Source organism: Rhizobium sp. FG113 (assembly GCF_057809895.1).
In genome coordinates, this window is the sequence record NZ_JBMDKV010000017.1 from 125,930 (window position 1) to 146,750 (window position 20,821).

The window sequence follows — 20,821 nt, forward strand, 5'->3', positions numbered from 1 at the left end:
TGAGTGGCTCGGTGCTTGGCTGAATAGGTACATCGGCAGATCGGCAAAGAAGCGTATCGGCGAAATGACACAATGCATATTCACCGAATAGGTAACGCGGTGAACCGGCGGATGCGCGACCAGGCGAATCCGTGATTGGGCAAGTCGGTGAATGAGCGAATCGGTGTTCAGGCCAACCGGAGAATCGGTGAATCAGCGAAGACGCGAAGCGGTGAAACGGTGAAGCGGTGAAGCGGTGAAACACCGGTTGGGCGAAGAGGTGAGTCCGCCAACTGGTTGTTCTGTCATTGTGCAAACCGGCGAATGCTCCAATCGGCAAATAGGTCAATGAGCGAACCGTCGTTTTGATACGACAGGCCCAAACATCCCCGTGGGCACGATCGACAACAACAGATCACAAAATGGGGCTTGCGACCTTGAACGTAGCCGTTGAGCGCGGAACCAATAACGCGGAAAGCGGGCCTGGCGAAACGGTTACCTGGAGCGGCCTCTCCACCTCAGCTCTTCTCGGGGATCTGATCTAAGACTCTGCCCGGTCGTAAGTGCTCCGGCGCGCCTTGATGGTGTCCAGATTGTCGTGGACCCAGAAGTTAAATCCGTCGAGGGCGCGCAAAGCTCCATGGGCGATCTCTGTCAGTTCGTATTCGACACGCGGCGGCACTTCGGGAAAATAGTGACGTACAACAAATCCGTCGCGCTCGAGATTTCGCAGCGTGAGCGTCAGCATGCGCTGGGTGATCTCACCGACCTCTTTTCTCAATGTCGAAAAGCGGAGCCGATGATCTTCCGCGACAGAAAGACGCCAAAGAACTGGCAGAGTCCATTTGTCACTCAGCAGGCTGCAGACCCCGTTTGACGGTATGGGTCTGAAGTGTCTGTCGTTTTCTGATCCGCGCGATGGACCGGCATCGATCTGTATATCCAAGGGTATCGTCCTTGTGCCTGATGCTGAAAAATGTGCCGTCTTCCGGCAGAATTACATTCGTATATATAGATGGCCCTTGTTTTAACGCGAGGGTTTCAAGTGACCAATAGCAAGCACCCCATTCTGGTTTTCGGCGCTACCGGAAGGCAAGGCGGATCTGTCGCCAAAGCCTTGTTGAAGGCGGGATGGCCTGTTCGCGCACTCGTTCCGGACTCCACCAAAGCTGCATCGCTGCAATTGCGGAATTCAGGTGTCGAGCTTGTGCAGGGTTCATTTGAAGAGACCAAAGTAGTCCGCACAGCGATGAAAGACGCTTACGGTGTCTTTAGCGTACTGCCAGCCAGCCTGGCTGCCGAAGACGAAGTCCGTCATGGTATATCGATTGCGGATATCGCTGCTGAAACCGGCGTCAACCATTTTGTTTATTCCTCAGGCGCCAGCGTGGGGAATGAACTGACAGGCGTTCCGCGTTTCGACGCCAAGCCTCGTATCGAAGCCCATATTCGACAGCTCGACATGACTACGACCATCATCCGGCCGATGATTTTCATGGAAATGCTGGTGCGACCTGGCTTCGGTCTGGATGAGGGCCGGCTGGTGTCCCTGATCCGATCCGACCATTCCATTCAGCTTACCGCCGTGGAAGACATCGGCAGGTTTGTCGCTGCCGTGCTTGCCGACAAGTCCCGCTTTGGCGGCGCAACACTTAAGATCGCCAGCGACCGCCTGACCGGGCGCGAGCTTGCGGTCATACTCAGCGAAGCAATTGGTCGTCCGATAGCCTACGAACGGTTTCCGGAAGATGTTCTGGCTGCAAACGCTGATCTCGCCCATATGGCGGAGAGTCTGGAAGACGGGCCGCTCGCCGAGCAGGTCGATCTGGAACTCATGCGCGAAATCAACCCCGACCTGCTGACTTTCAGGTCCTGGCTTGCGCGCAGTGGGCGCAGGTCGCTCGATGCAGCTTTGTCGGTATCAGCCTCGTGAAACTGCGCAAGCCTCAAGAATCGCAATCAAGCATCAACGGGGACAGGCTTGTCAGGTAGCTTGCGACCCTATTGCTGCCATTTTAGGTCGGGTGACCCGTTAGCAACACCGGCCTAGCAGGGCGGCTGTCGATGGGGTCTGCGTTTCCGGTCAATGTTCCAGTCTTCATCGGCGAAACCGCCCTTAGGCTTCGCGGACTTTCTGCGCAAAGCGTTCTACAACGGTGAAGGCCTCCGCGAAACTTGGCCGCGCGCCGTATACCATGTCGCCCATGAGCTTTTCGTAGTGCGCAGCGAATTCAGCATGCGTCGCCATTATCTCGAACGTCTTGAGCGTCTCAGCGCGAGGATCTGACTTGTAGTCCGGATATTTGTCCGCCCGGTCACTTTTTGACTCGGTCACCATGGTATCCAATGCAATCGCAACTGCTGTATCAAGGTCGTACGTACCATCCATGCGTGAAATGTCATAGACATGACGGACCAGCGTATGGTCTAGCGGCTCGTGCCCGGCAAAAGCAAAACCTGCCCGGCGCCCGAGCGCGACGAACTTGTCGGCAGCCGTTTCCACCAGACGAACGCATTTAACATCGTTGGCCTCGGCCGGCCGACCGGTGGCTTCTCCGACGAATGAGGTGACCGAACACAACTCCGGGGCCGTGCAGATCGGAAATGCCGCGATTTCGATCTTGATCTCCGGGCGTAGGACACCCTCGCCCTTGGCGATCGGCTCGTAGGGCAGGTCGTATCGCACATAAGAGCCGTTCTGGAGTACCCGCACGTGGCCCTCGACCGTGAAGCCGGCGTCTTGCAGACGTTTGCTTACCGCACGTCTCATACGCTTGAGGGACCCGCGCTCACCTGCATTTTCCCCTACGATGCGCAAGTCTATGTCTTCTGACATGCGTTCGAGCAGACGATATGCCCGGCCGAGCGCCGTCCCGCCACCGAAAGCCAACGTCAGTCCGTCGACCTCTACGTCGTGGATCGCCGCGAGGGCACGCACGACGAACCAGTCCTTTTCGACGAGGGCCGTCGAGGGCAGGGCGAAGTAGTCCTGCACCTCGAGCAGCGTCTGCAGGTCCGGCTTATCGCTCAACGCGAAGCTCCGTACGGCCGTCGGATAGCCGGCGGCTGAAACGTTTCCCGACCTTGACGGTAAGATTAACCGGGACCTGGGTGGACTGCCCCCTATTATAGGCCTGGGTGCTGTCACCTTGCTCCCAAGGGACCCCGAGTTTGTTCAGGGCCTGGAGGGCAGCACCGTGAAACCCGTTTGAACTGGAGACCATAACCCGCCCCGACAGCCGTGACCGTACGGCCCGGGCATAGACACCATAGCCCAGGCGTATGAGTGCGCCATCCTTTACCAATGCTCTCAGGGCCCGAAGAACCTGATCGTCGCCGCTCAGGTCAGCAAAATCGCGCGGAATGAAGACGTCGGTCTTCTTCGTCCGGCTAACTCTTGTCCTGATCCGTTGCTTCAATGTCTGATCCATGATCGGCTTCCCGTTACAAAAACCCGACACTGAATATATGCAAAAACCCGACACATGGCAACCTTGTCCCATTACGTGATACTCGCTTCTGGAAAAGATGTGCCGAAGAAAACAAACAGGCAAAAGCCAGGGTACTGGCTTCGGACAAGCTTGTCGGCGAGCAACGGGACGTCTGCGATTTTCGATGCGCATCCACGGCTGTTGCAGGCTGAACCACCATAGCATCGGTTGCGATACAACACCGTTCAAAGAACAAAAGTTTCAAGCGGTCACGCTGGCGATTGCTGAACGCTCGAATGATGGGCAAGCGGTCCATTTCCATCACGTCTTGCATCGGGACCACGAGACTGTTGATCCCCGCGCGAAACTCGACCGGCTCCTGATGGAGGTTGGCCTTGAGATCAGTGCCCGGTCCGAAAATGAGCTAACACTTCTCAAATGCACCATACGCTCAGGCGTTCGCCATATCCCAGCTGTCCTCGAGGCTCACCCTTACGTTCGTTCCGGAAATCTCGCAGCGCCTTCATCCGTCTGAATCACATGGGCAACATTTACCCCGGCAACAGGCATCTCGATTCCCCACGGGTATCGCCGTTCCTGGGAACGTTCAAACTGATAGACAGCGACCCTCGGTAGATTTCGCTTGTCATATCGACGAGCGAGATTGAACACGACACTGTTCTGGGCTGCCAGAACCAGATGGACTTGCTCCACGCCTTTTGCATCGAGCTGTTTCAAGACGCCGAGGAACTGATCGGCCAGCGCTGACTGCCTCGCCTGAGACCAATGAGATGATTGCAGGTCAGGCAATGTCATCCTGACAATCGGGCAGTTAAACGTCGTTGCGAGATCCTCGGTTTTCACCATATACGAAGCCGAGATCGCGAGAACGACTTCCCGCTGTGCCCCGACCTGTTCCAAACCGGTAATTTCAAAACGCGATGCATCGTCTTGACCGTCAAGCAGGCGCCAACGGCTTGCAACCCGATCCCAATCCATGACGACAATATCGCCTTCGTCGTCCAGAAGCAGACCGGTCAAAAAGGTCAATGGGACGGCCGTCAGGCCGCCATAGACTGTTGTCAGGTCGCTACGTTCGTTGCCCTTCTGCGCCTGATGGACCCAGGTTTTCATTGCGGCAACAGGTGGAAGGAGATCTTCCGGCTCGACGATCATACCATCCTTGCGCTGCCGCAGATCGAGCATGTAGTCGATACGCGTGCCCGTGATGCTTTCGGGTACGGCGGATTTGAGCGATGATCCATCATCATCGCGCAAACCTCTCCCCTCGATGACAAAGACTTTTTTTCGCGCAAGACGCTGTTGCTCCTTCGCATAACGTATCCAGGCCCACACGGCCGATCCCAGCATAAGGGTGATGCAGACGACCGTGATGATCCAGAGAATACTATCGGGCACAGCACCTGCCGTCCCGAACTCTATCGATCCGGGCTCACCTCCGATGGTACCGGAATATTTGAAGACCCAGTTTACCCCGTGGATTGCAACCAAGACCGCAACGGCTCCGCGGAAAATCCAGCTTTCAGCATGACGGGCTCGCACGAACCACGAGACCAAAGATCGAACAACAAAATCTAGTGTATTCCAGTTCATCGCGATGCCCCTCAATTTGCGCGCAGGTCGATCATTTCAGGCGGGAGTGCACGCCGGTGCAGGCTCGCTGATGCATTGAAACGGCCCCAGAACCCAAGCTTCACAATCAGGAGCACGGCAAAACCGATATCTCTTTCACCATCAACCAGTTCCTGCATGGAGCGCACGTCAGTGAGGCTTGGCCGAACCGAGAAACTTGGATGGGAATGCCATTCGCCCAAGTAGTTGAATGCTTGATAATTGTGACCTGTTCGGTCGAAAAACGCATCCAGCGCATGGCGGTGATGATCAGCATCACGCACAAAGTGGGCATTGGCTCCTGACGCTTCGTCCACCGAGAAGTCTAGAACGGAGAAATGGCCGCTTGCAATCTCCTGTCCCATGAGAATGCCGCCGATTTCACGCAATCCGGCTCGTCTCAACGGTAACTTCATGCGATCACGGATCTGCCTGGAGAGTGTGATCCTGATCACGCATTCACCTTCGGAAACAGCGATGCAAGGAGCTCTTTGAGCTCTTCGGATGAAGCCAGTTCCTGGGTACCACCCCAGTCACCTTCCTGCCGAAGATCGATTGGCCAGGTATCAAAGGGCGCACGGAAAATCCATTCGGCCACCAGTCCGATCGCGTAGGCAGAGCAAGGAAAGACACTTTGCTCGCGCGTGAGAATATCCAGAATGAACCTGGACGCATGGTTGGCAATCACGCTGACATCAGCGTCATCGGCGATCAACGGTGGGGCGTTATCTCGCTCGATCCCATAGTCCGTTTCGGTTGCGGCGATCCAGGGCACGTTATGATTATCGCACCATGCGCGGATTTGGCTGCGCGCTTCGGTAGGGATCGGATCAAACCCCGGGCGGACCCTAGCAATGATGCCGCCGATTCCGCCCGCAAAGACCTGACACCAGACCATGGGTTTGCTATGACGACGGGCAATGGCTGCAACGAGGTTGAACGCACGGGGGTCTGCCGTCGCGTCGACCAATAGGTCGGCTTGGACCAGCTCCTCCATAACGGACTCTGTCGACCCCGCACTTTCCTGCTGACCGAGTGCAATCCGCCGAACGGAAATGTCTGCGTTTGCCACCAGATTCTGCAGGCGGGCTGCAAGCGCATCGACCTTGTGTTGACCGATTGCCTGCGCATCAAGATCATTCCTGACAAGGTTTGCCTGGAAGAAGACATCGTCATCGACCAGCGTGAAATTGCTTACGCCAGATCGCGCGAGCGTGCTTGCGATTTTTGAACCCACAGAACCGCAGCCAACGATTGCGATCCGCTTTTGGGCCAAGCTGGCGTAACCCGCAGGCAGCCTTCCGGAGACGCTTGGGGCGACAATTATCTTATAGCCAAAGACACTCTGTTTGCCCTCATAGGGGTAAAGATTTAGCGCGACCCAATGGTTCTCGTTTCCAAGCAACACAAAACCATCGAATGGGTTCTTGGGAAGTTTTGCCAGCAGGTCTGGAAACTCTACCGGCATCACTTCGGCGAAATCTTTGGGGCTTAGGCGGAAGCGGTCAACATTTCGCGTTGTCCGGATAACGAACCCATTTGCGACCGAGGAGTGCGAGGGTTGCGGCGCATTCTGGGCCCACAAAATCCCTCCTTCACCTACGCTCATGAGCGATGCGACCCAGGTTGGCTTGGCGAGCCGATCCCAGACGGTGATGGCTGTCGGAACATCAACGGGCAAAGCTGCAAGAACCGTCGCGGCGCTGTCGTTAAGAATGAAGCGCGTAAACTCCCCACGGGTCTCCCTGCCGATTGATGCCTGATGCGCTGAGCGGACGATACCGGGCTCGTTTTCGCCTGGCCGCTCTCCTGACAGAAGACGATGGGCGCTTTCAACCATCATTGCGCCGGTGATCGAAGGAGCCCAGTTGTCCGGCCTGAACTCGAGGCAGAGCTCACCGCCGGGGCCGTACTGATGCCAAGAAAGGCGCCGTTCATCGCGGGGCTGCACCATTGGTGGTGTGTCGGGAAAGGTGGACGGATATGTCATGGAGAGACCAAACGTCTCTGCGCCATGTTGCACGTCGAAATCCACGATCAGATGAAGATCATCTCCCAGCCGCCAGGAGATACCCGACAACCAGCCATCGCGCTCAGACAATTGCGCGATCGCAGTTCGCTCGGCTTTCGCACGGGCAACGTCGGTAAGCCACCAGCTCATGCAAATCCCTTCGGCGTAGTGGGAACCCGAGCGGCATTTCCAAAAGACGGAATCGCTGCGACCGGCGCGATGGGAGCCACCGACGCCGCCCTCAGGAGCCCGCTGCCGCCGCCGATGCGGCGCGTGGCACGATCCGACAATGCTGCGCCCATACGGGCCGACACCGCCTCGTTCATACCCTGCAACGTCGCGGCACGGGCAGCCCGACCGAAGTCTTCCCGTGCTTGGTTGAGCCATCGAAAGAAGGCCTCGGCCTTGCGCGGGTTCTTTTCCCACTTGTCAGCAAAATTTTCGAAAGGGTCGGTCGGGTTTGGAATGATGAATTTGGACCCGTCATGCTGGATATATCGATCCATTGCGTTGAGGATGGAGAAGAGAGCGCCGGCAATGGTGTCCTCCTGACCGTACGCGTGGCCAGACAGGGTCGTGATGATGACGGAAATAGGTTTCAAGTCGGCCTCGTGAGCGAACATATTGTCGCGATGCCGCTTCAAAATCATCACCGCGGCTTGCAGCGGTGTGCGTACGCGGAAGTCCGGTAGTTGCTCGACGCTCGCCGTCACGCCTCGCTGGCGCAACGATTCCACCAGCTCCCGCTTCCGCCGCGCGAGGACCACGGCCATTCGTGACTTGAACCATTCCCCGTACCCCTTAGGATTGGAGCGCGGCCAATCATACGTCTTCTGCCTGTAGGTCGGGACTTCCCGGTCGGTGATGGCGATGGCAGTATCTGCCCAACGTACGTCGAAATGGGCACGCTCCAGGAGAAGTCGCTGTTCCATCCCGTTAGGAAGGGCAGGCACGATATCCATGTGGAATTGCGCACCGTCGGCATAGGAAAGCACCCAGCAGCGTCTACCCTCTTCCACAGGCTTCGTCATGCCTTTGGCATCATGATAGGCTTTGATTTCGAAACCAAGAAGCTGTTTCAGGTCGAACTGGGTAAGGTCACCTTTCGCAAGCTTCTTGAGCTCGCAAACCGAGTCGACGTCATACTCCTCGGAATCGTTTATCGGCCGGATTGCGGTTCCGAGTCGAAACGATCCCTGCACGTAAACGGTCGGATCAAAATTGCGAACCGTGCTTTCAGGCCGATGAAACCAGTCGCCGAGAGACCTATAGCTTCTTTCCGCCTGCTCATACCGGGATTCCGGAATGGCCAGTTCCTCCGCCATCGCCTGAAGAAATCTCTCAACCTGATCGTCCGTACCCGCCATATCCAGCTCCATTTGTCGTCTTGTCCGCCTGCAACTCGCCATAGCGGCAGCAGTCGCGGCGCCCTATTGTCCGGTTTACAAAGGTGGGCCAAACGCCGCAGCGCTCCGGATATGGGAGTGCATTCTTCAACCTGCAAGGGAACTTGGTTTACAGATGTGAGTTATGCCCAGCGTTATGGAAACTGACAGTTACAAGGAGGCCATCATGATCGGAAACAAGCTTAAGGTTGCCCGATCGGCATCGGGATTCTCGTTGCGCGCTCTTGCGGATGCCATGGAGCGGATCGTTTCGGCGCAAGCCATTGGAAAATATGAACGAAACGAGGACATGCCAAGTTCTGGAATTCTGATGGCGTTGGCCAAGGCCCTCGCCGTCTCGGAAGAATACCTTCTCAGTGACGATGAGCTTTCGCTGGAGGGTGTAGATTTCCGAAAAAAAGTAGGAACGTCCTCCAAGGAAGTAGCAACGCTGGAGGCGCGTGCCATCCACATGCTAGAGCGCTATCTTGCCGTTGAAGACCTGCTTCATTTGCGGAGCGTAGAGTGGGAGCAGCCACGGAGCGCGCCGCATCCAGTCACCGATGTTCGCGATGCCGAGGATGCGGCCCGATCCGTCCGCGACGATTGGGGTCTCGGCAACGATCCGATTCCACAGCTTGCAGAGTTGCTTGAAGAACGAGGAATAAAGGTTTTATCACTCGATCTCGACAGTGTGGATGGGCTCGCCGCCAAGGTTCGACGTAAGGAGCGCGAAGCTGCGCGAGTGATTGTCGTCAAGCGCAGCACCTGGTCCGAGCGCAAAAGATTTAACCTTGCACATGAATTGGGGCACATGGTCATTGCGCCGTGCGACGGGGTTGACGAGGAAAAAGCCGCACATCGCTTCGCTGGCGCTTTCCTGATGCCGGCCGATGTTTTGCGTGCAGAGGTTGGCGCGCATCGATCGTCGATCAGCATTGGAGAGCTGGTTGCTTTGAAGAAACGTTTCGGTGTGAGCGTCCAGGCGCTTGCATACCGTTGTCAGGATCTCGGCATCATCAGTCAGGCTGCTTGCACACGACTCTTCAAGATCTTTTCAGAAAGAGGATGGCGCGATGCGCCCTATGAGGAGCCGGAAAGCTTGGCTCCTGAAGTAGAAGAGCCCAGGCGCTTCGAGCGCCTGTGCTTCCGCGCCCTAGCTGAGGGCGTTATCGGCGAAACGCGGGCTGCTGAACTGCTTGGTATTTCCGTTCGCGAACTCGACCGGAGGCTGGACCAGGTGGCGGCTTGAACGGTGTCCGTTTTGGTTTCCGATGCGTTAGTTCTGTTCGACCTGAAACGACCCAGTGTTCTGGAAGGAATGTTTCTGCTGCCGTTTGAATTTGCTGTACAGCTTGGGCTTAAGGTCGAGACATTGACGTCCGGCGAACTCCGTCGGGCGAGCCTCGTTAGCCGGAAAGCGCAACTGTCGAGGATGTGTCCGAACGGTAATTCTCCAGCCCCAAGGCGGTCGGCGCAACACCCGCGAATCTCAGTGGAACACGACCGGATTGCTTTGGGCCGGTTCCACCACCAAACCTGACTTCCCCATCTTGAGCGTTTCGATTATGACTGCTACAAACTTGTATTGAAGTGCAAGTTTTGTCGCTGTATTCTCAGCATGTTCGATGACATTTCTTTCTTGCAGCAAGGCGACGAGCGTCGGCTATGCACTGATCTCTGCGAGTTCTTCCAGTAAAATAGCAAGGCGGGTTTCCCACTGACAAGCCACCGATCGCTTCTGACGAAGGAATGGTACAGGGTGCCAGTCAGCATTGATTGCCCGCATTGCGGTGTGGAGACGCGGACCGCGGGAATCGTGGCCGGTCCATCCAGCCTGGTAAGCATCGCAGGGCTATCGGCTGAGAGTGATGTCAAGCAAGCCTGGACGCGGTTTGGTGCGTTCGCATTCGTCGAGTCGCTCGGCGGTCGCACCGACAATATCGAGCGCTTCCTTCTCGGTCGTTTCCACAACACGTTTTCTTTCAGGAACGATCAGTTGGTGCAGGTCTGCGAGCACTGCGAGGAAAGTCTCGCGCCAAAAGTTATTCGTTCGGGCGTCATGAACGGCTTTGTGCGCCTCGGACAACGGCGGCTTCTGGTCAACGAACGTTTGCTACTGTTCTCATCTGCGGTGTCGCTCACGGAGTTTAGTGGTGGAACCTCGATCGAGGAATGCGACCTTCGTCTTCCAGACTACGCGATGATGCTCATCTGCGACACCGAAACCCAGAGCGGCGAAACCGGCACGCTTGAACTTTGGCACAGTGTTGCGCGAAACGACTATGCGTTTGTGGTCAAAGGCCAAGAGGGCCACGAATTGCTTCGCGATGGCCTCAATGATGATCTCATGGAGGTGACAGCCACCATTGGAACGCTCGGGTTGGTGTTAACCCAACTGCACCTGGCGCAGCCTTCGTCGCCCTATTGTGGTCTTGCCCGGGACCTCTTTCTCGAAGCCCTCGAACATGCCGGATATCAGCAGCAGATTTAGGAGCTACGCCGTGCGAATCATCAAAACGCTGTTTTGGCCGTTGGCCATAACAATTCCATTGGCCGCATGCGGGCAGCACGCCCAGTCTTCACGCCCGCTGCCGCCAGCACCGTATGCCTATCTTAGTTTGACCGCTTGCCGGCACTATCCCAGCAATATCGTCGAGTGCCAACTTGACTACGGTACACAGTTCGGGCGCCATCGTCTCGGCCCGGTACAGCAGGTCTCACGTGACCTCGCGACGAACCTCGATGGTTCTCGCTATCAGATCACTGCCTGCTGGCCGGTTTCGAGAGTTCAACGGGAACTACCCAATTTCACATGCCGAATCTCTCACGGGCAGTCAGGTGCCGATGCCGGTTCGGTGCTGGTCAAGGGTGGAACCGCTGTTCGTTTGGCGCGCATCCTGGGCGATCGAGACCAGATCGAGTATCGATGGAAGCCGGATCGTTGGTCGCGCTTACACGATTGATTTTGTGGAATATTTTTCAAGACGATATCGACCTTCGGGATAAAACTTGTACTCCAGTTATATTTTTCAGTTGATTTCCGGCGCGGATTGCAGTCCATAACTTGTATTGAAGTACAAGTTATGGACTGGTTCGGAATGGATGACAGCCCGCTTTCTTCTGTGATGAGACCGCGACCCAGAGTGTTACAAATAGCAGTCTGGCCTGCGGTAACGTCTGTGCTCCTGGCGACATGTCTTGCCGCAACGTCCGCCGAGAGCGACCCGTTCAAGATCGGCGAGAACCATGACCATGCCGATTGGTCCTTCCGGTTCGCGGGCGGAATCTCAAGTGAGCCCGGTGCGCTGTCAGCACTCGCCGTTGACGCTGACCCACAACCACCGCCAAGCATCGACCTCACCAGTTTCAATGAGCGTTTTTGGGGAGAGGCCAATACCAACGCAGTTCCCGCAAATCTGTCATTTGTTGCAGATCCAGCGACTGAACTTGACGACAGTACGCCAAAGCTACCGGGAGAAGCGGCCGGCAGCATGAGAGCACGGCGCGACCGCGCCGTGCTCTCTCCCATCAGTGTCTTCTCGTCTGACGCAAACGCCGTTCATCCGTCTGCCAATCCGGCCATCGAACCCCAAACGCCTTCCGATCGCACAAGGACGCAAGCCCGTCCCGACCTGCTTTCCGGCGTGCCTGAAGATTACGCGGCCCTTGCGGTGGAAATTGCGGTTGAGGAGGAGGTCGATCCGAACTGGGTACTCTCGATCATGCGCGCGGAAAACGCGCAGTTCAATCCCGCATTTGTCAGTCCGGCCGGCGCCATCGGTCTGATGCAGGTCATGCCTGACATCGGCGAGGCCTTTGGCGTCCATGACCTCACCGATCCCGGACCGAACATTCGTGCAGGCACGCGTTTCCTGCGGGTGCTCATCGACAAGTATAGCAACCCTGTGCTGATCGCCTCCGCATACAATGCCGGAGAACCCCGCGTTGATGCGCATCAATCCCTGCCGCTGATCCGCGAAACCGCGGACTATGTGACGCGTGTTGTCGGCTACTACACCGGCAAGCCGGCAAGCTCCCAGCCCCCTACACGTGCTCCGACACCTGACTCTCAATCCAATCAGCACCGCCGCTCAGGCCCGGCCGACCGGGCAAGGTCGCCGATGCTCGTCTTCTCAGTTGCAAGCCCGCTCGCGTCGGACAGCCGCCTCCCACAGCCGCTGAACGCGGCGCAACGCGGCGGCCCGGTCAAAATCGTCAAGGAAGAGGTACTTCAATGAACATAGTGGTCATGGCAATTCTTGTTGGCAGCGTCACCTGCCGCTCCCTGGTCAAACGCAAGTGGGCCGGCCATGCGGTGATGGTGCTGCTTGCCGCCTCGGTGCTGTTCGTCAGTCAATACGAGCCGGCGGCAGCGCAGAGCCTCGATGCCCTGGAGAATGCTGCCGACAGATTGGTACAGTTCTTCACTGGCGCATTCGGCCGCTCCGTCGGAGCGATCGCGTTCATCGGCATGTTCCTGGCTGCCGCCTTTGGTTTCTGGTCCTGGGGCGCGCTTCTGCGAGTCGGTGGAAGCCTCGCCGGCATGTTCGCTGCCGCTGAGCTTGTCGACTTCTTAGCTGGCGCCGGATCGTGAACATGGCGAACTCCGGCAACAAGACTTCTTGCGGGGACGACTATATCGAATCTTATCCCGTCATCCTGGCCCTCACGCGGCCGCCGACGGTAATGGGGATCCCGTACACCTACTTCCTGGCGGAATGCTTCGTCTCGCTGATGGTGTTCATGGTGCTGGGTTCCATCCTGTGGTTTCCCGTCTCCTTCGTCATCCTGCACGGCATTCTTTATGTGCTGACGGTCAAACTCGATCTCTGGTTCTTCGACATCCTCGGTCGCCTCAGCATGTGCGGCGTCAATCCCCTCGGCCGCAAACTCGGCGGGGGCATCCGGACCTACGGAGCCTGACTGATGAGCACGATGGCAAGATCGCTGAAGGGAAGTTTATCAAAGGGCTGGGAGATCTTCGCCGATCGCAGTATCTCAACCCACGTTCCCTTCTACGTTCCGATCGAAAACGGCATTATCCGGTTAAAGAACGATTGCCTGGTATCGACCCTGCGTCTCACAGGCTTCTCGTTCGAAACGGCCGACATCGAAACAATCAACATGCTGCATCGGCAGCGCAACTCGGCTTTTCGCGCCATTTCCTCGATTGGCAATTTCGCGGCCTACACCCATGTCGTCAGGCGCAAGGTCGCACCGTCCTTGCCGGCAACATTCACCGACCCCTTCATCCAGCGACTGGACGATGTGTATCAAGCGAGCATCTCTCGCAACGAGATGTTCGTCAACGACACCTATATCTCGCTCGTCGTGCGCCCGTTGTTCAAACAAGGGTCCGCGCTGTCCCGCATCATGGGCATCGGCGGCGATGTCGTTCGCAAGGAGCAGTTTCGCTCGATGCGGGATAAATTGGTCGAGGCGACGAAAGCGCTCGAAAAGTCGCTCGCCGCCTATGGACCCAAAGTCCTCCGCGACGTGCAACGCGTGCAAGTGGACCTGGGCAACGGCCAGACCATCTATCGCGACTTTTCTGAAAGCATGGAGGTTGAGGAGGGAACCTCCAAAATCTGGTTTTCGGAACAATGCGAATTCTTCTACACGCTGCTGAACGGCGGCCGTGTCCGGCCGATCCGGCTCGGCAACCTTCCCATCGATGCGATGCTGCCGGCGCGTCGCACATCGATCGGCAACCGGACCATCCATCTTCAGGGCGATACGCCCGGCGATGACCGCTATGCCGCAATGGTTTCCTTGAAGGAGTATCCGCCCGAGACCGGCGCCGGCATGCTCGACTATATCCTTAAGCTTCCATTCGAGATGGTGCTGACGCAGTCGATGTCCTTTATCGACGACATTGCGGCGAGAAGTCGTATCGAACGCCTGGATCGGCAGCTGTCTAAAGCTGATGAGGGCGGTTCCAGCGTCCAGGCCAGTCTCGATATTGCGCGCGATGAACTGGCGAGGAAACGGGTTGCCTTCGCTGAGCATCATCTCACGGTCATGCCGGTGGCGAGATCCGCAATCCAGCTTGACGACGGCGTCGCCCTGATTGGCAACGAACTTGGTGCGTTGGGTGCCTCCTATGTCCGCGAGGATCTAAACGCTGAGCCGGCCTATTGGGCGCAGCTTCCTGGCAATCAGGCCTATATAGCCCGTCGTGCCGTTATCTCGACGCTCAATTGTGCGGGCCTGAGCAGCTTCCACGCTTATCCCTATGGCAAGCCGGACGGCAACCATTGGGGCCCGGCGATCACCATATTCGAGACGACGTCAGGGACGCCGTTCTTCTTCAACTTCCACCAGGGCGATGTCGGGCATACGACGGTGTTTGGGCCGACCGGCTCCGGCAAAACCGTCATCATGGCCTTCCTGATCCTCCAGGCCTACCGCGTCAGCCCGCGTCTGAAGACCATCGTCTTCGACAAGGACCGCGGCCTCGACATCATGGTACGGGCGGCGGGCGGAACCTACATGACGCTCGAACCCGGCGAACCGTCGGGATGGAACCCGCTTCTCCTCGACGATACCGAGGAGAACCGCGTCTTTCTCTATCGTCTCCTGAGCTTCATGCTGAAGCCGGCGAAGGAAGGCGAAAGCCTGACACCACAGGAAGAGACCATCATCCGCACCGCGATCAAGTCGGTCCTGAAGACGAAGGACCGGTCCTATCGTCGACTGTCGTCACTTCGCGCCCTGCTGGCGGGCAGCGAGCGGACGGAGGGAAGCCTGATTGCGCGGCTCGACAAGTGGGTCGATCACGGACCCTATGCCTGGCTCTTTGACAATGCCGACGACAATCTCGATGTCTCCCGGCCGATGATCGGCTTCGATATGACGTCTATCCTCGACGATCCCTCGGTGCGCACGGCAGCACTCCTCTACATGTTCCATCGGCTCGACGAGGTTTATGACGGCAAGGCGCCGATCATCAACCTGATGGACGAGGCGTGGAAGCTGCTCGACGACGACGAATTCAAACGCACCATGAAGGACTATTTCAAGACCATCCGGAAACGGAACGGTCTCGTCATTTTCGGCACGCAGTCGGCCGACGACGTGGTGCAGTCGAGCGTCAGCCGGACGATCATTGAACAGACGTCGACGAACATCTTTTTCGCCAATCCAAAGGCGGACGAAAACTCCTACATGGAGCATTTCGGTCTTTCCAGGGCTGAATTCGATTGGGTCAAGAATGGCGATCCGGCCTCGCGCTTCATGCTGATCAAGCAGGCAAAGAGCAGCGTCATCGCCCGTGTCGACATGTCCCACATGCCGGAGTTCATCAAGGTCCTGTCCGGTCGCGAGGAGACCGTCCGCGAGGTCGAGATGCTGCTCGACGAATATGGCAACGATCCGAAGACCTGGCTTTCGAAATTCTGCGACTGGGAGGGGGATGTGTCCGATGACAAACGCAAGACTTCCTGAGTTGGCGACCGTCGGCGCGGTGGTACTGGCCAGCATGTTTACACCGGTCGCTGCGGTCGCGCAGGTCCCGGTAATCGACAATGCCCGCCGCAATATCCAGCAGGCGACGGAGAACTGGTACAAGACCTATCAGTCGGATACGCAAGCGTTGAAGGGTGCGTCAGGCGGAACGACCGACAGCGTTGCGCCCGGGCAGGGCTCCGGCGCGCCGGCGGATTGCTCGGCCGAGGGCATGGCCGGTGAGACCACGCCTGCCAGCCCGTCGAAACGCACGCATAGCCAGCAGGAAGTCGCCCGTATGGTGGCGGACGAGGCCATCCGCCAGGGGGTCGATCCCAATTTTGCGCTGGCGATTGCCGAGCAGGAATCACGCTTCCGCCAATCGGCGCGCTCGCCGGTTGGCGCGACCGGCGTCATGCAACTGATGCCTGGGACTGCGGCGGGACTTGGCGTCAACCCTTACGACCTGCGCGACAATATCCGCGGCGGCGTCAAATACATCAAGCAACTGCAGGGCATGTTCGGCAATCGCTACGACCTGATCGCCGCTGGATACAATGCCGGGCCTTATCGTCAGTCCCTCCAGAACGGAAGGATACCCAATATTCCCGAGACACAAGACTACGTCAAAAAAGTCTCGGCCTACTACAGCCGGAACAAGGCTGAGAACGGCGACCGGACCCCGTCGGGCGATGATGTCGAGACGGAAACCGTCAGTGATGCGCGCGGATGCGGGGAGCAGCTGAAAAAGGCGGTCGACCGCAATACTCAGGCGCAGGTCGAACGCGGTTCAGTCTGGAACGAGCTTCTGGGAAAATCGCTGGCGGCAAACCAGCAATATTTGCAGCGTCTACAGGCTGGGCTCCAGTCTTCTTCTGCGGCCTTGCGCGGCTCGGGAGGCGGCAACGCCAAGGACCACGATGGTTCCCTCGTCATGGCTGAAGTCCAGTGCCCCTCGACAGTCATTGATACCGGCAGCACCCGATGCTTTGCGGTGCCAACAACCGCCACCACAGATCAGATTCAGCGTTGGCTCGAGGACCTTCAGGAGCAGGCACGCGCCACTGGCGATGTCGCGACCTTCTCGGTTTTGGAGGATCCGGCGCTTGGGCTCGTGACAGTCGTTGACGCCAGGCCAACGGCAAATTGAACAGGAAGAGAGAGAGAGGACAGGCAGATGAAGAAAATCGTTGTTGCCGCAGCGCTCAGCATCACCACTGTGTCGCACGCCTTTGCGCAGGTCCCCGTCAAAGACGCGGCCAATATCGCAATAAGCCAGGAGATCGAAAAGCTCTCGAAGCAGATCCAGGGCGACACGTCGATCGTCAAGGACAATACGATCAAGACGCTTCAGGCGATCACTGGCGACCGGTCACAGGATGCAAGCCAGTTTGCCAAGCTCGCCACCGGCAATGGATTCAGTATGGGCCAGGCGCCTGATTTCAACAGCATCCTGTCGGGAAACGAAGCGTTGTTCGGCGGCATCAGCGGTGAATTCCAAAACACCGCCGCCAAGCTGATCAATGGGCTCAATCTGGTGAAAATGGTTGTCGATACCGTCAAGGGAGGCGAGCTTTCAGGCGCCAATCAAGCCTATTCGCAAGGCATCAACGCGCTGACGACGCTGACTGCCCTTACTGACGCGATGAACAGCGCCACCAAGGACCGGCAGAACGCCTTCATGCAGGCGACGGAGCAGATCGGCACGGCACAGGATCTGAAGGGCGCGCTCGAACAGAACACGCAGATGGTGCTGCAGGGCAACCAGACCGCCAACGAGGCCGTCGGCTCGCTCAACAACCAGGTGATGCTGCTGAACCAGCAGTATAAGGCGGCCCTCGCAACCTCATCCCAGAACCTCAAGACGTTCGCAACGCTTCCCGACAGCGTGATGCGCGATGGCAGTGGTGGCGCGGGCGAAGCTTCGATTCGCGACCAGCTACAGGCATTCGAGGAGCAGAACCAGTGAGATTTCTCCCGGCTCCGGTCTTCGCCCTTATCATCTTGTCCGGATGCGCGGGCAAGTTCGAACAGCTGGCGAAATGCTCAGCCGATGAGAACCCCATACCGGCTCTCGCCTACGAGACAGGGCAGAAGTCGACGGCACCGGAGCAAGCGCTCGCGGACATCGTCAACAACGATTGCGGTCCGATGCGACCCGTCAACTCCTTTCAGGGGGGATGATGGATCCGGTCAGCTATGCGGTCAATTTTTATGGCGACGCACTCTCATACTTCGACAAGATCAACGAGGCATCCCTTGAGAGGGCCTGGGGATTGTTCGCCGAGAACGGCAATCTGGTCTCGTCTATCCTGGCGCTGTTTCTCATTCTCTACTTTCTTTGGGGCGCGCTCGGCCTGTCGAGCGTATCTCTTCAGGATATGGCGATCACGGCCTCGAAACTCGCGCTTGCCTATGCGCTGGTCATGTCCTGGGCGACCTTCTACGACAATATCGGCCAGTTCGTGCTGACGTCACCGCAGGATCTTGGGGCTGCCATTTCTTCGGCGATGGGAGGGCAATCCGCCGGCTCCGATCTTGCCAGCCAAGTCGCCAGCATGTCGCGCAAGGTCTACGACTTCGCCATGCAGCTGTTCAATTCCTATGAATCCGGATGGCTGCCGAACGTTACCGGTGCAGTGGTGGTCTTCATCGTACTGGTCTTTGGCCTGCTGCCGATGCTGCTCATCCTGACCGGCGTGACGCTGTTCGCCAAGATGATCACCGCAGTCATGCTGGCTATCGGCCCAATCGCCATCCTTTCCTATTTCTTCGGTATCACGCGTTTCGTCTTCGATGCGTGGGTGAGGGGCATCGCCTACGGCATGTTCATGCTGCTTTTCACCTATGTCATGGCTGGGCTGTCGTTCGGCTTTTTGATCGGCATGATGGACACGATCAGTGGCGACATGGCGACCAAGGAAAATGCGCTCGCGATCGTGCTGGCGATGGTGCTCTACTTGGCGCTGATCTCCTATTTCATTTTCCAGGTTCCTGATTTCGCGAGAACATTTGCCTACGGCACGATGACGTCAGGTACTCCCGGCGGAGGCGGCGCCAGCACGATATATGGCGCGGCTCGCGCGAGACTCGGTTCCAGCACTTCCAGAAGCGGGCAGGCCGCCGCAGTGGCCCTTGGCATGATGGCTGGGCCAAAAGGCGCGTTGACGGCGGCGGCACTTGCCGGCCGCGGCACGATGGCAGGTGCCGGAGCGCTCGGTCGGATGCTGACCATGCGCCGGCGCAGCGGTGAATGAGGCGAGAAATGCGCGGGTCGAATCCAGCTTATCCATATGGAAGCCGGTTTTCACCGACGACGTAGCCCGCAAACCTAACGACGATCATGATTTTGGGGATAGAACGTGGCATTGTTCAGAAGGCAGTTGCGAGCCGTACCAACCGACCAGGTTGCCGGGCCGCAGGACATCTACGACCAGCACCTTTCCTGGGGTGAGAAGAACCGTTCGCTTCGCACATTGATCGGCATCATCCTGCTGGGGTTTGCCGTGGCCGGCTGGGCTGTTGCAGGCGTGCTGTCGTTTTCGGTGGCGCAACTCTTTCCGCTCGTTCGCACCGAGGTCGTGCCGCTGATCGTCGACCGGAATACCGGTTACATGGAGACGGTGACCACGCTCGATAAAGACCGTGCGACGGTCTCGGAAAATCAGGCCGTGCGCGCGGCTTTCGCTGGCAACTACGTGATCCGCCGCGAAACCTACGATCCCCGCTACCTGTCGGATAATTTCGACATGATTGCGCTGTGGTCGGAACCCGGTTCGCAGGCCTTCAAAGACTACGAGGACTGGATGAACCCCTCCAATCCGAGGGGACCGGTCAAGATGCTCGGCGCAACCGGAGAAATCCGCCCGGAAATCCTCTCGGTCAATCCGCTTAATCCATCGACCATGGCTGTTCGCTTCGAAACAAGGGAACGTCGCCGTGGCGGCGATGTCATCACGCGCTGGTCGGCGACGATACGCTACCGGCAGATCAACCTTTCCGCCAGTAACCGGGTCCGTCTATTTAATCCTCTTGGCTTTGTTGTGACCGAGTATGCGAGAGTGCCCGAGACCATGCCGTCAGGGATCGCGCCATGATGCGGCGGATGGTTGCAATGTCCTTGTTCATGCTGCTGGGTCCACTGGTTGCGCATGCTGAGCTGGTTGCCAGGCCGGGTCGCTTCGACCCGAGAATCCGCTCACTTCCCTATTCGGCCGAGCAGGTCTTCCTCGTGACGGGCACCTACGGGCTGGTGACGACGATCCTCTTCGGCGCGGATGAGGACATAACGCAGGTTGTCGCAGGTGACACCGTCTCCTGGCAGATCCTCACCTCGGCCGACCGGCGCTCGCTCACCCTGAAACCGATGGAGAAGGATGCGGCCACTAACCTGTCGGTGGTCACGACGAAGCGGACCTACTCCTTTGACCTGCGTGTCAACGACAGCAAGGCGATGCAGAACCAGACTTTCAAGCTGCGGTTCACCTATCCGGAGGACGCGGGCCTCAAAGGCACGGCGGAGCTCTGGAAACAGGCTGAGGCAGCCCAGCGCAATCCGAACATCAAGAACATCCGCCGCGACAAGGTCAATTACGACTACGGGTTCAAGGGCAGTGACGGAGCCAAACCGCTCTGGGTCTTCGACGATGGATTGAAGACCTTCATGAAATTCACCGGTGACATCCCGGCAATCTTCATCGTCGATGGCAGGCGCCGCGAGAGCCTGGTGAATTATCGCCGCGAGGCCGACTACATCGTTATCGACAAGGTCTCGCGGCAATGGACGCTGCGCTTTGGTACCGAAGCCGAAACCTGCCTTTTCAATCTGAGGACAACGCCTGCCGATATACCGGCGCCGATCGAGGGCGCGGTATCGCCGAAGCGAATTGGCAGCGGGACATCCAACCAACAATCGCAATCAAGATAGGAGGCGC

General features: G+C 57.8%; 22 protein-coding genes. 14 read left to right on the forward strand and 8 right to left on the reverse strand.

Going from position 1 to position 20,821, the window contains the following annotated elements; translation table 11 throughout:
- Positions 1-520: 520 nt before the first annotated feature.
- A complete protein-coding gene (locus ACODTZ_RS28490) occupies positions 521-925 on the reverse strand; it encodes a winged helix-turn-helix transcriptional regulator (RefSeq protein WP_036589573.1) in 405 nt (134 codons plus the stop codon).
- Positions 926-1,024: 99 nt separating this feature from the next.
- On the opposite strand from ACODTZ_RS28490, the gene ACODTZ_RS28495 reads away from it, so the two are divergent.
- Positions 1,025-1,912, forward strand: a complete 888-nt coding sequence (locus tag ACODTZ_RS28495; protein WP_036589575.1) for an NmrA/HSCARG family protein — start codon at positions 1,025-1,027, stop codon at positions 1,910-1,912.
- 183 nt (positions 1,913-2,095) lie between these two features.
- Here ACODTZ_RS28495 and ACODTZ_RS28500 read toward each other — a convergent pair whose 3' ends face one another.
- The 7 genes from ACODTZ_RS28500 to ACODTZ_RS28530 form a co-directional block, all read right to left on the reverse strand.
- Complete coding sequence (locus ACODTZ_RS28500) at positions 2,096-3,010, reverse strand: nucleotidyl transferase AbiEii/AbiGii toxin family protein (RefSeq protein ID WP_036589577.1); 915 nt, start codon at positions 3,008-3,010, stop codon at positions 2,096-2,098.
- Positions 3,000-3,410, reverse strand: coding sequence for a DUF6088 family protein (locus ACODTZ_RS28505; protein WP_036589581.1), 411 nt, complete (start codon positions 3,408-3,410; stop codon positions 3,000-3,002). The genes ACODTZ_RS28500 and ACODTZ_RS28505 overlap by 11 nt, the downstream gene beginning before the upstream one ends.
- 13 nt (positions 3,411-3,423) lie before the next feature.
- Positions 3,424-3,831 carry an IS66 family insertion sequence element accessory protein TnpB gene (gene tnpB / locus ACODTZ_RS28510; RefSeq protein WP_107341217.1) on the reverse strand — a complete coding sequence of 136 codons (408 nt, stop codon included), beginning with the start codon at positions 3,829-3,831 and terminating at the stop codon, positions 3,424-3,426.
- 71 nt (positions 3,832-3,902) lie between these two features.
- Positions 3,903-5,024 carry an SAVED domain-containing protein gene (locus ACODTZ_RS28515; RefSeq protein ID WP_072492868.1) on the reverse strand — a complete coding sequence of 374 codons (1,122 nt, stop codon included), beginning with the start codon at positions 5,022-5,024 and terminating at the stop codon, positions 3,903-3,905.
- A gap of 11 nt (positions 5,025-5,035) precedes the next feature.
- Positions 5,036-5,497 (reverse strand): Mov34/MPN/PAD-1 family protein, encoded by a 462-nt coding sequence (locus tag ACODTZ_RS28520; protein ID WP_107341216.1) that lies wholly within the window; start codon positions 5,495-5,497, stop codon positions 5,036-5,038.
- Positions 5,494-7,203: a ThiF family adenylyltransferase gene (locus tag ACODTZ_RS28525; protein WP_062653229.1), complete on the reverse strand. Its 1,710-nt coding sequence runs from the start codon at positions 7,201-7,203 to the stop codon at positions 5,494-5,496. The genes ACODTZ_RS28520 and ACODTZ_RS28525 overlap by 4 nt, the downstream gene beginning before the upstream one ends.
- Positions 7,200-8,420: a nucleotidyltransferase domain-containing protein gene (locus ACODTZ_RS28530; protein WP_036589601.1), complete on the reverse strand. Its 1,221-nt coding sequence runs from the start codon at positions 8,418-8,420 to the stop codon at positions 7,200-7,202. Before ACODTZ_RS28530 ends, ACODTZ_RS28525 begins: the two co-directional genes overlap by 4 nt.
- A gap of 205 nt (positions 8,421-8,625) precedes the next feature.
- Here ACODTZ_RS28530 and ACODTZ_RS28535 point away from each other — a divergent pair, with 205 nt between their 5' ends.
- The 13 genes from ACODTZ_RS28535 (at position 8,626) to ACODTZ_RS28595 (ending at position 20,814) form a co-directional block, all read left to right on the forward strand.
- Entirely contained in the window at positions 8,626-9,690 is a 1,065-nt protein-coding gene (locus ACODTZ_RS28535) for a helix-turn-helix domain-containing protein (protein ID WP_062653253.1), read from the forward strand.
- 510 nt (positions 9,691-10,200) lie between these two features.
- Positions 10,201-10,932: a hypothetical protein gene (locus ACODTZ_RS28540; protein ID WP_234797305.1), complete on the forward strand. Its 732-nt coding sequence runs from the start codon at positions 10,201-10,203 to the stop codon at positions 10,930-10,932.
- Positions 10,933-10,942: 10 nt separating this feature from the next.
- Positions 10,943-11,404: a hypothetical protein gene (locus tag ACODTZ_RS28545; RefSeq protein ID WP_125269948.1), complete on the forward strand. Its 462-nt coding sequence runs from the start codon at positions 10,943-10,945 to the stop codon at positions 11,402-11,404.
- 216 nt (positions 11,405-11,620) lie between these two features.
- Positions 11,621-12,679, forward strand: a complete 1,059-nt coding sequence (locus tag ACODTZ_RS28550) for a lytic transglycosylase domain-containing protein (protein ID WP_489029807.1) — start codon at positions 11,621-11,623, stop codon at positions 12,677-12,679.
- Positions 12,676-13,035, forward strand: coding sequence for a TrbC/VirB2 family protein (locus ACODTZ_RS28555; RefSeq protein ID WP_142843492.1), 360 nt, complete (start codon positions 12,676-12,678; stop codon positions 13,033-13,035). Before ACODTZ_RS28550 ends, ACODTZ_RS28555 begins: the two co-directional genes overlap by 4 nt.
- Positions 13,036-13,037: 2 nt before the next feature.
- A complete protein-coding gene (locus ACODTZ_RS28560) occupies positions 13,038-13,364 on the forward strand; it encodes a VirB3 family type IV secretion system protein (RefSeq protein ID WP_489029810.1) in 327 nt (108 codons plus the stop codon).
- 3 nt (positions 13,365-13,367) lie between these two features.
- The gene (locus ACODTZ_RS28565) at positions 13,368-15,887 is read left to right on the forward strand and encodes a VirB4 family type IV secretion/conjugal transfer ATPase (protein ID WP_489029812.1); all 2,520 of its coding nucleotides are present in this window, start codon (positions 13,368-13,370) and stop codon (positions 15,885-15,887) included.
- Positions 15,865-17,037, forward strand: a complete 1,173-nt coding sequence (locus ACODTZ_RS28570; RefSeq protein ID WP_489029814.1) for a lytic transglycosylase domain-containing protein — start codon at positions 15,865-15,867, stop codon at positions 17,035-17,037. The genes ACODTZ_RS28565 and ACODTZ_RS28570 overlap by 23 nt, the downstream gene beginning before the upstream one ends.
- 27 nt (positions 17,038-17,064) lie before the next feature.
- Positions 17,065-17,856: a conjugal transfer protein gene (locus ACODTZ_RS28575; protein WP_489029816.1), complete on the forward strand. Its 792-nt coding sequence runs from the start codon at positions 17,065-17,067 to the stop codon at positions 17,854-17,856.
- Positions 17,853-18,071 (forward strand): hypothetical protein, encoded by a 219-nt coding sequence (locus tag ACODTZ_RS28580; RefSeq protein WP_489029818.1) that lies wholly within the window; start codon positions 17,853-17,855, stop codon positions 18,069-18,071. The genes ACODTZ_RS28575 and ACODTZ_RS28580 overlap by 4 nt, the downstream gene beginning before the upstream one ends.
- Positions 18,071-19,144 carry a TrbL/VirB6 family protein gene (locus ACODTZ_RS28585; protein ID WP_489029820.1) on the forward strand — a complete coding sequence of 358 codons (1,074 nt, stop codon included), beginning with the start codon at positions 18,071-18,073 and terminating at the stop codon, positions 19,142-19,144. Before ACODTZ_RS28580 ends, ACODTZ_RS28585 begins: the two co-directional genes overlap by 1 nt.
- 105 nt (positions 19,145-19,249) lie before the next feature.
- Positions 19,250-19,984 (forward strand): VirB8/TrbF family protein, encoded by a 735-nt coding sequence (locus ACODTZ_RS28590; RefSeq protein WP_174066790.1) that lies wholly within the window; start codon positions 19,250-19,252, stop codon positions 19,982-19,984.
- Between the two features lie 17 nt (positions 19,985-20,001).
- Positions 20,002-20,814, forward strand: a complete 813-nt coding sequence (locus ACODTZ_RS28595) for a TrbG/VirB9 family P-type conjugative transfer protein (RefSeq protein WP_237681497.1) — start codon at positions 20,002-20,004, stop codon at positions 20,812-20,814.
- The last annotated feature ends 7 nt before the right edge of the window (positions 20,815-20,821 follow it).